The organism is Nitrospira sp., from assembly GCA_029194535.1.
Lineage (GTDB): Bacteria > Nitrospirota > Nitrospiria > Nitrospirales > Nitrospiraceae > Nitrospira_C.
This window is the reverse complement of record JARFXR010000002.1, coordinates 128683-143584: the sequence shown is the minus strand read 5'-3', so window position 1 is coordinate 143584 and position 14902 is coordinate 128683. Positions and strand designations below refer to the sequence as shown.

Genomic DNA, 14902 nt, shown 5'->3' with positions numbered 1-14902 from the left:
TGAGCGCAGGATCGCGACATTGTATGCGGTCAGTAAGGCTCTCCAGCACAAAGGATGGTCGCTCAACTTTCTTGCGCAACTGGTTCTGGACGCCGCCGTGGAGCTGTCTGAGGCGGAATCCGGCTCCCTTGTGATGTTCGACAAATGCGGACCGCCTCCAGCTCAGGCTTTCTCTGTGAAAATGGGTGAAGCACGGAGGCAGGCGATCGAGGCTGTGCTCATCGAACGAGGTCTCCTCGGCAAGCTCGACCACGGGCACCACGTGCTCCGCCTCAGAGATCTCACGCTTCAACCAGACAACGGTAGAACGCTCCTTCCTCGTCCGTCCCTGTATACCTTCTGCGGGACGGCGGTGAAGGTGCATGATGGACTCTTCGGCCGGCTCTATCTCGTCAAGGAACAGGGGCGGGCGGGCGAATTCACGGACCTGGATGCTGAGACGATCGGGACCCTGGCGGTCAATGCGGGGTTGGCTATTCACACCTCCTTCCTGGTCAATAAGGTCGTGACGGCCCGCTCGCAGCATATCGGGTTGCTGGAATCGACCGGTGAAGGAATCTACGGAATGGATCTCGAAGGACGGTGTACCTTTATCAACAGAGCCGGCGCGGCGTTATTGGGATATCAACCTGAAGACCTGATCGGCCGGCGCATCCACGAGTTGACCCGCCCCAGCCGGCAGGACGGCTCGTCTTTCTCCGACGAGACATGCGCGCTCTCTCATGCGTATCGGACCGGACAGTCGTGTCGCGTCGATGATGAAATCCTCTGGACTCGAGATGGAAGTTGCTTTCCTGCCGAGTTGTCCTCATCTCCGCTCTATGAAGGGGGGCTCCTCACCGGTGCAGTCATCACGTTCCGGGACATCACTGAGCGAAAGCGTGCGGAGGAAATGCGCGTCCATCTGGTCGACCGGCTGATCAGTGCCCAGGAGGAAGAGCGGCAGCGGATTGCGCGTGAATTGCACGACGAGACCGAGCAGGCCCTTGCCTCTCTCTTGCTCGGACTTCGAAACGTCGAGGAACTATCGACCCTGGATGCCATTCGTGAGCATGCGGCCAAGCTGCGACAGGTTGCCGCGCAGACGCTGGATGAACTCCAGCGCATGGTCCAGGGCCTCCGACCGGCGCTGCTGGATGAAATGGGATTGGCGGCGGCATTGCAGCGTCTCTGCACCGACTTCGCCCGAGCCCATGGGATTCGCGTGGAACTGCACGTGGGACATTTGGCCGGGCTCCACTTACCGCCGTCCGTTGAAACCGCACTCTACCGGATCGTGCAGGAAGCCCTGACCAACATCGCCAAACACGCCCACGCGACAACGGCAAGCGTCCTGATCCAGCCGACCGCCTCCTCGGTTCGGCTGGTGGTGGAAGACGACGGCTGCGGCTTCGATCCGGAGGCCGTCCGCCGGACCGCCGCACAGAACGGGTCTCTCGGATTGTACGGCATGCAAGAACGAGCGAAGCTGTTCAGCGGCGTCCTCACGGTCGAGTCGGCCAAAGAGCACGGGACGACGGTGTACCTGGACATTCCGCTCTCGTCCGGAGCCTCACCATGACCATCCGCCTGCTGATCGCCGATGACCATGCCATTCTCCGCGCCGGGCTGCGCATGTTGGTCGAGGCCCAGTCGGATATGCGCGTGATCGCCGAGGCCACCGACGGAAATGAGACCGTGACAAGGGTCGCCGAGGCGAAGCCGGATGTGGTGTTGCTCGACCTCTCCATGCCGAAGAGCACCGGTCTGCAGGCGATCCCGGAGATCCGGCGACGTTGTCCGCGCGCGCGCGTCCTGGTCCTGTCGATGTACGAAGACATCGCCTATGTGCGCGCCGCCTTCGACGCGGGCGCGGTGGGCTACGTCCTCAAGAAGGCCGCGGATGCCGAGCTGCTCACGGCGATCCGGACCGTTGTCGGGGGGAAGAAATATCTCTGTTCTCGTAGTCAAGAAGTGCTCGCCCAGTCTGCGCTGGGGGTCGACCTCACCGGCGCCGACGGTCCGCCGCATCACAGCGCCACCTCACTCAGCAAGCGCGAACGCGAGGTCTTGATCATGGTCGCGCAGGGTTATACGAATCGACAGATCGCCGAGCGGCTGGACCTGAGCGTCAAGTCCGTCGAAAGCTACCGAGCCCGCGTGCAGGAGAAGCTCGGCCTGCAGACCCGCGTGCAACTCCATCGGTACGCGCTCGCGACCGGTTTTTTGCGAGCGGACGGCCTCGATGAGCCGGATCTGCCGACGACTCCATAGATCCCTCCATTCCCTTGGTGCCAGGGTTTTCCTGGCGCTGGCTTCACTCGCTGCTCGTTTCCCCGCTTTCCCCTTTTGACCGTAATTGCTAAGGATCAGCGCCGCGACGGGGGCGACGCCATGCGTCCCCGATGTGGGTGCGGGAAACAACGGCGTTTCCCATCGGCTGCAGATGCGGCTCAGGACACCGGCGTCCTTTGCCCCTCATGGGGGAAGGACGTTTTTTTTGAGACGCGCAGCGGATGGCGTCCTCCCGACACAGCAGCCGAGGTTGTCAGGCACAAAGAGGCGACCTCTCTCCTGCAACATGCGAAGGGCATGGGGGTAATGGCGGAAGAGGATGAAATGCGCTCCGGCCCCGGCACGTGCCGTGATTACGGGGACGCAACGAAGAGGAGGATTCGAATGCAACCAAGGACGTTGGTGACACGCTTCCTCGCACGATCCGCTGGCTGTATCAGCCTCGTGCTGACGATCGGCAGCCTTCTTGCCGCACTGTCTGCGCCGGTGTGCTTCGGAGCGGAACCGGCGCCGCCGGCCGGCGCGGCATCTCCTGAGGTGCTCGAACGGCTTGAGAATCTGGAAAAGAAGATGGATGCGCCATCCCTCTGGAAGACGCTGGGGTTCAAGATCTCAGGGTTTGTGGATGTGGCGTATACTCAGAACTTCAACAATCCCGACAGCAACCTCAACCAAGCGCATATCTTCGACACGAATGCCAACGCCTTCATGCCGCATCTGGCCCAGATCATGCTGGAACGACCGGCGGATGCGGGCGGCAGTCTCCTTGACCGGGCCGGATTCCGCGTCAGGTTGAATTATGGCCTCGACTCGCGGGTGATCCGGGCGCGGACGAATTACCAAGTAGGGACCAGCAACGACGAGCTGGATTTTCAGGAACTCTACGCCGAATACATCTTCCCGATCGGCAACGGCCTCAAGGTGCAGTTCGGCAAGATGAATACACTCATCGGGTATGAGGTGATCAATAGCTGGGAAAATGTCAACTTTTCCCGCTCCTTCATGTTCGGAACGGGCCAAGCCTTCACGACGACCGGTCTTCGGTTCACCTACACGTTCAATCCCATGGTGTTGGCCTCGTTCGGGGTCGTCAACGGATGGGACAACGTGGATGACAACAACAGGGGGAAAACGATCGAGTACCTGGTGGCTTTGACGCCGAGCGAAAAATTCGGCATCAGTTGGTACGGCTCCTACGGGCCGGAACAGGCGAACCGGAACTACGGGGACACCTTTACCTCCCCGCTGCCGGGCACCACCACGGCGACCGGTCCTACTCCGACCGGCGGCGCGGTCGGGGACCCCTCCGCCAAGCGCTTTGCGAATGGACTCATCATCACGATGAAGCCGACGGACAAGGACACGGTCGTGCTGGAACCGTATTACGTCAACGAGTCGAACAATCCGGCGAGGGCGGTGAACCCCAGTCTTCCGGCGAATGCGCGTTGGAACGGGGTGGCCGGCTATCTGATTCACGACTTCGACGAGAGGTGGAGTTTCCGCTTCCGGGGAGAAATTTATGAAGACGCGGGGGGAAGCCGTCTATGCACCGGCACCTGGAACACCGGTGGAGGCACGAATACCTGCGCCGGAGCGACGAATACCACGCCCGCGTTCCCTGTGGCTCAGACGGTCTGGGAGCTCACGCCGACGCTGCAGTTCAAGCCGGTGCCGCCGCTCATCACGCGGGTCGAGTTCCGGTATGACAAGTCGAACAAGAACCCGTTCCTCTACGGCAGCAGAGCGACGAATCACCAGGAGACCCTCTCGTTCGAGGTCATGTACGTGTTCTGAAAGAGAGTCAAAAAGGAGGACATCATGAGAGCTGTGAGACACGTGGCAATGAGCGCGCTCCTGGTTGCCTTGGTCGGCATCCTGGGGCCGGCGCCTATCGGTTGGGCCCAAGAGTCGCCGGCTCAAAGTCAGACCTCGCCGACGGCGACACCAACCCAGCCTCAGACGCCTGCGACTTCCCCCGCGGCTGCGAGTCCGGCGCCGGCTCCTCCGAAGATCGACACGGGGGATACGGCCTGGGTGCTCATCTCATCGGCCCTTGTCTTAGCCATGACGGCGCCGGGCCTGGCGATATTTTACGGCGGCATGGTGCGCAGGAAGAACGCGCTGGCCACCATGCTGCAGTCGTTCATCATCCTCTGTCTCATCAGCGTGCAGTGGGTTCTGTGGGGATACAGTCTCGCCTTCGGGCCTGACAAGGCGCACCTGATCGGAGGCTTCGAGTGGTTAGGGCTGAACGGGGTCGGGCTGGACCCGAATGCCGACTACGCAGCGACGATTCCTCACCAGGCGTTCATGGTGTTTCAGCTCATGTTTGCCGTGATCACGCCGGCCTTGATCACCGGCGCGTTCGCGGAACGAATGAAGTTCAGCGCCTTTTTGGTGTTCGTGCTTGTGTGGGCGACCTTGATCTACGATCCGTTGGCCCACTGGGTCTGGGCGGTCGGAGGGTGGCTGAGAAATTTTGGCGCATTGGATTTTGCCGGAGGCACGGTCGTCCATATCAGCTCGGGATTCGCGGGCTTAGCCTGCGCCTTGGCGTTGGGAAAGCGCCATGGTCACGGGACTGAACCCATGCCGCCGCATAATCTCCCGCTCACGATCATCGGCGCTTCGCTTCTGTGGTTTGGATGGTTCGGATTCAATGCCGGGAGCGCCGTGGCCTCGGGGGCGCTGGCGACGAGCGCCTTCGTGGTGACGAACACGGCCTCCGCTGCGGCGGCCTTGGCGTGGATGGTGTCCGAATGGATGTACACGGGGAAACCCACGGCGTTGGGAGCGGCCAGCGGCGCGGTCGCCGGGTTGGTCGCGATCACACCCGCCTCTGGATTTGTGGGGCCGCTCCCGTCGATCGTCATAGGAATCGGCGCCGGGATGATTTGCTATTTCGCCGTCGTGCTCAAAGGGAAGTTCGGCTACGATGACGCGCTGGATGCCTTCGGCATTCACGGGGTTGGCGGCTCGTGGGGAGCCATCGCCACCGGGCTATTCGCCTCCAAGGCCATCAACCCGGCCGGGGCTGACGGCCTGTTTTTCGGGAATCCGGGTCAGGTCGCCATCCAGTTCGCGGCCGTCGTCGTCTCAGGGGTCTTCGCGTTTGTGGGGACCTATATCATCCTCAAGGGCATCGACGCCGTCATCGGGATCAGAGTCACGAAAGAGGAAGAGGTGAACGGGCTGGATCTCAGTCAGCACCATGAGGCGGCCTATTCATGACCACAGGGAGCCGTGGACGCAGAGCACGGGCTCTCGTTCGAATCAGGTTCGGCGCGAACAGGCTCAACAGCCGGTTTGTCCCTTGAGGAGGCGGATATGAAAATGATTGAGGCGATTATCAAGCCCTTTAAGATCGATGAGGTTAAGGATGCCCTGCAGGAGATCGGGATTCAAGGCATGACGGTGACGGAAATCAAAGGGTTCGGCCGCCAGAAAGGGCATAAAGAAGCCTACCGAGGCACCGAGTACACCATCGACTTCGTTCCCAAAGTCAAGATCGAGCTGGCCGTAGCCGACAATCAGGTCCAACGCGTGATCGAGGCGATCGTACGGGCGGCGAAGACCGGGAGCATCGGTGACGGGAAAATCTTTGTGCGGGACCTCAGCTCGGTCGTTCGCATTCGCACGGGTGAAACAGGAGAAAGCGCGTTGTGAGACGCGGTGAGCGGTGCCTGTGCATGATGAGCGAAACGACGAGAACAAGCGCTTGACGTACCCGGCGCCGGGGGCATAAAATTCCGACCCATTCCGAAGACAGCGGCGTCTTCTGGAGCCGGGCGTCGAACGAAACAACGAGCAGGACAAAGGCGTCCTTTCGGTCTGCGCGCAGCGAGGATCGGGAGGACGCCTTTCCTTCTTTTGGGGCTTGAGATTGGCCGGATCGGGTACAGTCGGCAAGCGTGGTGTGGTGCCCTGATGAGATGGCGGCGCCGGGAGTTGCCGGCGCGTGACCGTCGCGGGCTCGGCCACGCCGGCCGCCGGCTACGTCGATCCGTTTGCAGCCAGGATCATAGCCCTGTCGGCGGGGTCGCGTGCTACATCGCAATTGTGTGGAAGAGGCGATTCGGCTATGATAATCCCCCTCAATGTCGTGGGAATTCACGGAGTCGGCGGCATCCTGGGGATGCTCGTTGTCGGTCTCTTTGCCGCACACGGACACCGTGCCGTTCAACTCACGCTGGTGGTCTCCGCCGATGTGTACTCGTCCCCGGGCAGTCATACGATTCTGAAATGGATCGACAGAGCCATGGGCCTGCCTGTGCGGCCTCAGGAAGAGGCGACGGGCTTGGATACGATGCAGCACAGCGAAGGCGCCTACTCGTGAGGCTGGAGGCATCGACCACCGGCGTGCTCGGTTGTGCGAAGTGCTCGCATATAGAACGCAGGACGCTCCGTGGTTCGCACTCCATGCGGCCTTGCCGGGTATGGCGCCAAGCGCCGGGGCTGGGCAGGGTGAGCAGGTCCGACATTTTGAGCCTCACATCCATTTCTCTTTGGGGGTTACCGATATGAAATTGGTTGAAGCGATCATCAAGCCGTTCAAGCTCGATGAGGTCAAGGATGCCCTGTTGGAGATCGGCGTCCAGGGCATGACCGTCACAGAGGTCAAAGGATTCGGACGTCAGAAGGGACACAAAGAAACCTATCGAGGGCAGGAGTACACCATTGAGTTCGTCCCCAAGGTGAAGCTCGAAGTGGCGATACAGGACGGTCAGGTGCCGCGCGTGTTGGAAACGATCGCGCGAGCCGCCAAGACGGGGAGCATCGGCGACGGAAAGATTTTTGTCCGCGATTTGAGCGCGGCCGTTCGCATCAGGACCGGCGAGACCGGCGAAACCGCGTTGTAAAGCCACGATGGATCGGGAATTATCACAGGGCATCGGAACGGCAGTCGAGGCCTCGAATCTCGGTGCGCTGCTTGAGGAACATCGCCGGACCATCGCTGAGCGCGTGATGGCAGGCCGGTCCGGCGCGGAAACGTTGGTCGCGATCACAGAGTTTGTCGACGGTCTCGTCATCGGTCGCTTTCGACAGGCGCTACGGCAGGGCGGCGACGAGCTGTCGAACGTGGGGCTTCGCAGAAGCTGCGTGATGGCGTTGGGAGGCTACGGGCGCCGAGAACTGGCTCCCCACTCCGATATCGATCTCATGTTCCTGTTTCAGCCCGGTTCGGATAAGCAGGTCGAATTCTTCGTCCGCTCCGTGTTGCATCCCCTCTGGGATTGCGGATTTCAACTGGGATACAGTGTGCGGACCATCGCCGATTGCCTCGACTTGGCGAGCGCGGATTCGACGGTGAAAACCTCAATGATGGAAGCCCGCTTCCTGGCCGGCAGCGCGGACCTCTTTCAGGAATTCCATGGCCGGTACCTGCGGAAGGTCGTGACGCAGGCGACGAATACCTATTTGGATCATAAACTGGAAGAGCGACGCCGCGAATATGAAAAGTTCGGCGAGACCGTCTATTTGCTCGAACCGAACGTCAAGAAGAGCAAGGGAGGGCTGCGGGACCTGCATCTGCTCCAGTGGGCGGGTCTGGCGCGCTACCAGGCGCCCACGATACGGGAACTGTCGGACCGCGGTATTTTGTCCCGGGCGGATTACATGGCCCTCTCGGAAGCGCGAGAATTTCTCTGGCGGGTTCGATCGCTGTTGCACGTCCATGCCGGCACGGCGCAGGAGATTCTGACGTTCGATGAGCAAGTGTGGCTGGCACAACACTTCGGATTCCAGGACCAGCCGCACCTCTTGGCCGTCGAACAATTCATGCAGCAATACTATAAACATACGATGGGCTTGCATGAGCGCTGCCTTCGCTTCGTCGAACGCTGCCGAAGGGTGTCGTTTTGGCGGCGGATCGCGCAACTCCTGCCGGCCACGCGGGTAGACCGCGACTTCGTGATTCGGGGCGGCGTGCTGGGGGTGGCGGAGGAATCCCGCACCAAGGTGCTGGAAAGTCCGAGCCTGCTGTTACGACTCTTCGACCTGGCGCGGGAGCAGCATCTCACGATCGATCCGCCGCTGCTGGAAGACATTCATCGCCATGTCGATCACGTGTCGGCTGAAGCGTTCCACCAGCCGGACGTGAGCCGGATTTTCCTTCGGATCATGGCGGGGCCGAGAACCACGCCGACGCTGGAAGCCATGCAACGGGCCCATTTGCTCGAGAAGCTGGTGCCGGCGATGAGCACCGTCCGCGGGCTCATGCAGTTCAACCAGTATCACAAATACACGGTCGATGAGCACAGTCTCCTGGCGGTGGGCCGCGCCGAAGCGTTGGGGCATGAGGCGAGTCTGCTCGGAGACGTCTATCGCAGCATCAAGCGGAAGGACATTCTGCATCTGGCGGTGCTCATGCACGATTTGGGCAAGGGACAGGAAGAGGACCATAGCGAAGTCGGGAAACGGTTGGCGGACGAAGTGGCGGCCCGATTGGATTTCGATGAGCAGGAAACGCGGACGCTGAGCTTCCTGGTCCATCGCCACCTCCTCATGGCCCATACGGCATTCCGCCGCGACCCGAACGATGAAAAGGTGGTCCTGCCGTTCGCGCGCGAAGTCGGAACGCCGGAAGTGCTCAAGAAACTCTTGGCGCTGACGGCTGCCGATATCGCCGCGGTCGGCCCCGGTGTGCTGACAAAGTGGAAAGAATCGCTGCTCATCGAACTCTATCAGCGGACGATCACGGAAGTTTCCGGCGAGCGAGAGACGCAGGAGGCGCCGGAACGGCTGGCTCAACTGGTGGGTGACGTGAGCCGCCAACCGATTCTCGCCGGCCGGTCGGAAATCGATCGAGCGTGGATCGAACGTGAATTGAAGCAGTTTCCAGACAGGTATCTCTATGCCACTGGGCCGGCCAAGATCGCCGCCCACCTGGCGGCGGTCCGGTGCCTCCATCAGGGAGACGTACTGGTGGAATCGGAGTTCAACGGGGAACTCGGCGTGTGCGAATACACCGTCATCACCCGCAATGGACTGACGCCGGGAATCTTTTCCAAGATCGCCGGCGTGATGGCCGGCAGCGGCTTGCAAATTCTCGACGCACAAATTTTGACGAGGGCCGACGGCATCGTGGTGGACACGTTCCAAGTGATGGACCCCGATTTCCACGGCAAACCGACGGCCGACCGGATGCAGATGGTCGGCGAGCGCATTTCGGCGGTGCTGAAGGGCTGGGAGCATGTCGAGGAGCTGTTACGGCGCGGGACCAGGCTGAAAACGACGAGGGCGTTGCCGAAAGCGCCGGAAGAGACGGAAGTACGGATCGACAACGAAACGTCGGACGCATTCACGATCATCGACGTCTTCGCTGACGATCGCCAGGGCCTGTTGTACGTGATCACCAATGCGATTTTTCAGCTTGGACTCTCGATCCACGCCGCCAGAATCTCGACGCGACTGGATCAGGTCGCCGACGTGTTTTATGTGACGGACCATGCGGGCGGGAAGCTGCGCGATCATGCGTTGATCGAGCGCGTGCGGGCGGGAGTGGAGACTGCGATCGAGAAGTTTCTTGAGGCGAAGGCGGCGTAAGATCCATCGGGTGGCTGTTTATCAGGATGTCTGAAAGGAGGAGGGGAATGAACGTTCGCGAGGTGTTGGAGTTTGCGAAGAAAAACAAGGTACAGGTAGTCGACCTCAAATTCGTCGACTTGATCGGGACGTGGCAGCACTTCACGATCCCGGCCAGCGAGTTGACGGAAGACCTGTTCAAGGACGGGTCGGGCTTGGACGGGTCGTCCATCCGTGGCTGGAAGGCGATCAACAACAGCGACATGCTGTTGGTGCCGGACCCGGCGACCGCCTGCATGGACCCGTTCTGTGCCGTGCCGACGTTGAGCCTCACCGGCAACGTCATCGACCCGATCTCCCGGGAGAACTACGAGCGTGATCCCCGCTATGTTGCGCAGAAGGCGGAAAAATATCTGCAGAGCACCAAGATCGGCGATACGTCCTATTGGGGGCCGGAGGCCGAATTTTTCATTTTCGATCACGCCCGCTACGATCAGACGAGCCACAGCGGCTACTACTTCGTCGACAGCGAAGAAGGTGTGTGGAATATGGGCCAAGAGGGCGTCAATCTCGGCGCCAAGATCCGACACAAGGAGGGGTATTTCCCCGTGGCGCCGACCGACACCCAGCAGGACATCCGGAGCGAGATGATCCTGGAAATGGAGAAGGTGGGGATCGCGGTGGAGAAACACCACCACGAGGTGGCGACCGCCGGTCAGGCGGAAATCGACATCCGGTTCGATTCGCTGCTCAAGATGGCGGATAAGATGATGATGTACAAGTACATCGTGAAGAACGTCGCCCGCCGCCACGGGAAAACGGTGACGTTCATGCCGAAGCCGATCTTCGGCGACAACGGATCGGGCATGCACACCCACCAGAGTATCTGGAAGGAGGGCAAGCCGCTGTTCGCCGGGAAGGATTATGCGGGCGTGTCGCAGACCTGTCTCTACTACATCGGCGGCATTCTCAAGCACGCGCCGGCGCTGGCGGCGCTCACGAATCCGACGACGAATTCCTACAAGCGGCTCACGCCGGGATTCGAGGCGCCGGTGTTGCTGGCCTACTCCAGCCGCAATCGTTCGGCGGGCATCCGCATTCCGATGTATTCGCCGAGCCCGAAGGCGAAGCGGATCGAAGTTCGATTCCCGGACCCCGGCTGCAATCCGTATATCGCCTTTTCCGCGATGTTGATGGCCGGGTTGGATGGAATCGAAAATAAGATCAACCCGGGGGAGCCGGCGGAAAAGGACCTGTACGATCTCGATCCCAAGGAAGCCGCCAAGATCCGGACGATGCCGGGGAGTCTCGATGAGGCCCTGAAGAACCTTGAGAATGACCATAAGTTCCTCCTCAAGGGCGGTGTCTTTACGGAAGACCTTATCGATGCATGGGTCAGCTACAAGCGGACCAAAGAAGTCGACACGATGCGCCTCAGGCCCCATCCGTACGAGTTTTTCCTGTATTACGACGTGTAGAGGGCCGGCAGTTCGGTCGAACGCCCGGGTTGACGATGCGAGAAGGGGCGTGGTATACATCGTCCCGTTAAGCCTTGCCGAAGCAATGGCGCTTCAGCAAGGCACGTGAAGGGCAAACGGACAAAGGCGTCCGTCATTCTCTTACAGGATGGCGGACGCCTTTTGATTTTTCGCTCGGCAGGAGGGTCTTTGCGACGGCCTTCTGCGGCATCGGTGACGGGATCGAGACGGGTCGGCGAAGACCCGTCGCTCTGGGACAAAGGCGTCCTTCCCCGACAGGGGGGAGGACGCCTTTTGTGTTTGACGCGCAGGGTTCGGGTACCTGCCGAACGGATTCGAAAAGGAGCAGATCATGGATGAGCCAACTCCATCGCGAGTGCGCAGCCCGGGGCCGGACGAGACGGCGCCGGCGCTGTCGGCCGACGAATATTTCGATCGCACGGTCGAACGGGCCGTCGTCGCCGCCGTGATGAATGCGGCCGGGCCGACGCGCCGCCAACTCCTGGCCGGTTTAGGGTCGGCGGCGCTGACGGCGCTGATCGCCGATCTGTTTCCCTTGGCGAGGCTCAAGGCGTTCGCCGCAGATCCGGTCGGGAAACCGGAAAAGCCCGATGTGAGCGTCGGGTTCATTCCGATCACATGCGGCACGCCGATCATCATGGCGGAGCCGCTGGGTTTCTACAAGAAACACGGACTGAATGCTTCCGTGAAGCGGGCGGCCGGCTGGGCGATGATCCGAGACTGGGCGGTGAACAAGGAAGTCGATGCGGCGCATATGCTCACGCCGATGCCGCTCGCGATTACGCTGGGCGCGGGATCAGTCCCGACGCCGGTATACATGCCGGCGGTCGAGAACATCAACGGACAAGCCATCACGCTGCACATCAAGCATAAGAATGTGAAGTCGGCGGCCGAAATGAAGGGATTCCGATTCTGCGTGCCGTTCGATTTTTCCATGCATAACTACCTCCTCCGGTATTATCTGGCGGAAGGCGGCGTCCATCCCGACAAGGATGTCCAGATTCGCGTCATTCCACCGGCCGAAATGGTTGCGAATCTCAAGGCCGGCAACGTCGATGGCTATCTGGGGCCGGATCCGTTCAATCAACGGGCGGTCTACGAAAACGTCGGCTTCATCTACAAGTTGTCGCGCGAGATTTGGGATCGGCACCCCTGTTGCGCGTTTACCGTCACCAAAGAGTATGCGACGACCTATCCGAACACGTTTCTCGCGATGTGGCGGGCGATCGTGGATGCCACCCACTATGCGGCCGATCCGGCGCATCGCAAGGAAATCGCGGCGGCGATCGCGCCGACCAATTACCTCAATCAACCCGTCACGGTGTTGGAACAGGTGCTCACCGGGACCTATGCCGACGGGCTGGGGAGCATCAAGAAAGACCCGCATCGCATCGATTTCGATCCCTATCCCTGGCATTCGATGGCGATCTGGATTCTCACGCAGATGAAACGGTGGGGGCACCTGAAAGGAGACGTGAACTACAAGGGCGTCGCCGAACAAGTCTATCGGGCGGCGGACTGCGACCGGATCGCCAAGGAACTCGGTTATCCGGTTCATCAGGCCACCTCGATGACTCACGTCATCATGGGGAAGGAATTCGATCCGAACAAAGCCGAGGCCTACGTCAAAGGGTTTACCATTCACAGCATGGCATAAGGAGCCACGATGGAATCGACGAACGACACGATGGTGTCAGAGCCGGCTTCCCCGGCCGGCCGGACCGGGGAGTTCCCCCTGATCATGCTCCGGTCGGTCATGTTCCGCGTCGCCGGCTCGTTGAGGAGGGCGGGGGGCTGGGCGAAGGGGCTGGCCGGCGGATCTCAGACCGGAGGCGGCGCGGCGGCGGGTAAGACGGCAGGCAATCCGTGGTTCATCTCGGCCTTCCTGCTGGCGATCTTTCTCCTGGCCTGGCACTTCTTCACCTTACGGCCGACGTTCGATCGGGCAGGATTAACGGACGAGCAGCTCCAACTCATGGAATTCAACGGCGATATCGTGCGGTTGCCGGACGGCGCCTACGCATGGAATCCGGAAAAGGAGAAAGTGAAAGGTATCCCCGGTCCGCTGGCCGTCGCGGAAAAGGCCCGCACGGAGCTGGCCGAGGCCTTCGTGAAAAAGGGCACCAACGATCACGGGATCGGCTATCTGGTGCTCTACACGGTGTCGCGCTTCGGGGCGGGGTTTCTGGCGGCTTCTGTGATCGCCATCATGCTCGGAGTCATATTGGGTCTGAACAAGGTGCTCTTTCGCGCGGCGAACCCGTTCATTCAAATTCTGAAGCCGATTTCGCCCCTGGCCTGGATGCCGCTGCTCCTCTACACGGTCAAAGATCCGAAGTGGACCGCCATGCTGGTCGTCTTCATGGCCGCCGTTTGGCCCACGCTCGCGACGACGGCTTTCGGGGTGAGTTCGTTGAAAAAGGAATATCTCCATGTCGCATCGATCGTCCAGCTGTCGTGGTTCAAACGCTTGTTCAAGGTGATTTTGCCCGGCGCCGCGCCCACCATCGTCAACGGATTGCGTATTTCGTTCGGCAGCGCCCTGGTCGCGGTGGTGCCGGCCGAGATGCTGCTCGGTGAACTCGGCGTCGGCTATTTGAGCTGGATCGAGTGGAACAACCTCGACATCGCCGGCGTCATCTTTGCCATTCTCGTGGTCGGTGTGGTGGGCGTCGTGCTGGACTCAGGTTTCAACAAATTGGCGGGCCTCGTCACGTATCAGGAGTAACCCATGGCTTTTCTCCAAATCGATCACGTCAGCAAGTTTTTTCCCAACCCGTCCGGCGCGGGGCAGGTCTGCATCTTCAAGGATGCGACGATCAAGATCGACAAGGGGGAGTTCGTCACGGTGATCGGCCACTCGGGCTGCGGGAAGAGCACCTTGCTCAACATCATCGCCGGATTGGAAACGCCCTCGGAAGGCGGCGTCATCCTCAATGGCCGGGAGGCCTGCGGACCTGGGCTCGACCGAATGGTCGTGTTCCAAAACTTCGCGCTCATGCCGTGGATGACGGTGTTCGAAAACATCGCCCTCGCAGTGCGGTCCGCCTATCCGGACTGGACGGCCGCACAGGTGTCGGCGCATGTCACGAGGTACATCGCCCTGGTCGGGCTCAAGGGCGCCGAGAACAAGCGGCCGGCCGCGCTCTCGGGCGGCATGAAGCAACGGGTGGGGTTGGCGCGCGCTTTTTCGATCGAACCGAAAGTGTTGCTGTTGGACGAGCCGTTCGCTCAGATCGATGCGTTGACGCGGGGGGTGATTCAGGAAGAGCTGATTCAGATGTGGAATACCTCGCGGAACACCGTCTTTATGGTGACGCATGACGTGGACGAGGCCATTCTGTTGTCGGACCGAATTCTTTTGATGACGAACGGGCCGGAGGCGCGGATCGCCGAGATGGTGCAGGTCTCGATTGCGCGGCCGCGGTTGAGGGCAACGATCATCGACCACCCGCATTATTACAAGATCAGAAACCATATCATCCACTTCCTGGTGCGTCATGCGAAGCATGGAGGCCACGACGGCTCGGGTGATGAGCGCCCGGAGTCGGGAGATCCCGTGGTCGTGAACTTTGAAGAGGAACGGGTGGCGGCCGGTTGAAGCA

Annotated in this window: 12 protein-coding genes; all 12 read left to right on the top strand. The window is 60.8% G+C overall.

All coding sequences use genetic code 11. The annotated features are described in order from the left end of the window. The first annotated feature begins 19 nt into the window (after positions 1–19). The 12 genes from P0111_12060 (at position 20) to P0111_12005 (ending at position 14898) form a co-directional block, all read left to right on the top strand. Complete coding sequence (locus tag P0111_12060; GenBank protein ID MDF0644761.1) at positions 20–1561, top strand: PAS domain S-box protein; 1542 nt, start codon at positions 20–22, stop codon at positions 1559–1561. Next, positions 1558–2253, top strand: a complete 696-nt coding sequence (locus P0111_12055; GenBank protein ID MDF0644760.1) for a response regulator transcription factor — start codon at positions 1558–1560, stop codon at positions 2251–2253. The genes P0111_12060 and P0111_12055 overlap by 4 nt, the downstream gene beginning before the upstream one ends. A gap of 405 nt (positions 2254–2658) precedes the next feature. Then, entirely contained in the window at positions 2659–4068 is a 1410-nt protein-coding gene (locus P0111_12050) for an outer membrane beta-barrel protein (protein ID MDF0644759.1), read from the top strand. A 24-nt stretch (positions 4069–4092) separates the two neighbouring features. Then, entirely contained in the window at positions 4093–5505 is a 1413-nt protein-coding gene (locus tag P0111_12045; protein ID MDF0644758.1) for an ammonium transporter, read from the top strand. A 96-nt stretch (positions 5506–5601) separates the two neighbouring features. Beyond that, the gene (locus P0111_12040; protein MDF0644757.1) at positions 5602–5940 is read left to right on the top strand and encodes a P-II family nitrogen regulator; all 339 of its coding nucleotides are present in this window, start codon (positions 5602–5604) and stop codon (positions 5938–5940) included. 292 nt (positions 5941–6232) lie between these two features. Continuing rightward, entirely contained in the window at positions 6233–6610 is a 378-nt protein-coding gene (locus P0111_12035; protein MDF0644756.1) for a hypothetical protein, read from the top strand. A 184-nt stretch (positions 6611–6794) separates the two neighbouring features. Further along, positions 6795–7133 carry a P-II family nitrogen regulator gene (locus P0111_12030; GenBank protein MDF0644755.1) on the top strand — a complete coding sequence of 113 codons (339 nt, stop codon included), beginning with the start codon at positions 6795–6797 and terminating at the stop codon, positions 7131–7133. 7 nt (positions 7134–7140) lie between these two features. Beyond that, positions 7141–9819 carry a [protein-PII] uridylyltransferase gene (glnD, locus tag P0111_12025; GenBank protein MDF0644754.1) on the top strand — a complete coding sequence of 893 codons (2679 nt, stop codon included), beginning with the start codon at positions 7141–7143 and terminating at the stop codon, positions 9817–9819. Positions 9820–9866: 47 nt separating this feature from the next. After that, positions 9867–11276 (top strand): type I glutamate--ammonia ligase, encoded by a 1410-nt coding sequence (glnA, locus tag P0111_12020; protein ID MDF0644753.1) that lies wholly within the window; start codon positions 9867–9869, stop codon positions 11274–11276. Positions 11277–11628: 352 nt separating this feature from the next. Continuing rightward, on the top strand, positions 11629–12954 hold the full coding sequence (locus P0111_12015) for a CmpA/NrtA family ABC transporter substrate-binding protein (GenBank protein ID MDF0644752.1): 1326 nt from the start codon (positions 11629–11631) through the stop codon (positions 12952–12954). A 9-nt stretch (positions 12955–12963) separates the two neighbouring features. After that, positions 12964–14025: an ABC transporter permease subunit gene (locus P0111_12010; GenBank protein MDF0644751.1), complete on the top strand. Its 1062-nt coding sequence runs from the start codon at positions 12964–12966 to the stop codon at positions 14023–14025. Between the two features lie 3 nt (positions 14026–14028). Continuing rightward, positions 14029–14898 carry an ABC transporter ATP-binding protein gene (locus P0111_12005; protein MDF0644750.1) on the top strand — a complete coding sequence of 290 codons (870 nt, stop codon included), beginning with the start codon at positions 14029–14031 and terminating at the stop codon, positions 14896–14898. Positions 14899–14902: the final 4 nt, after the last annotated feature.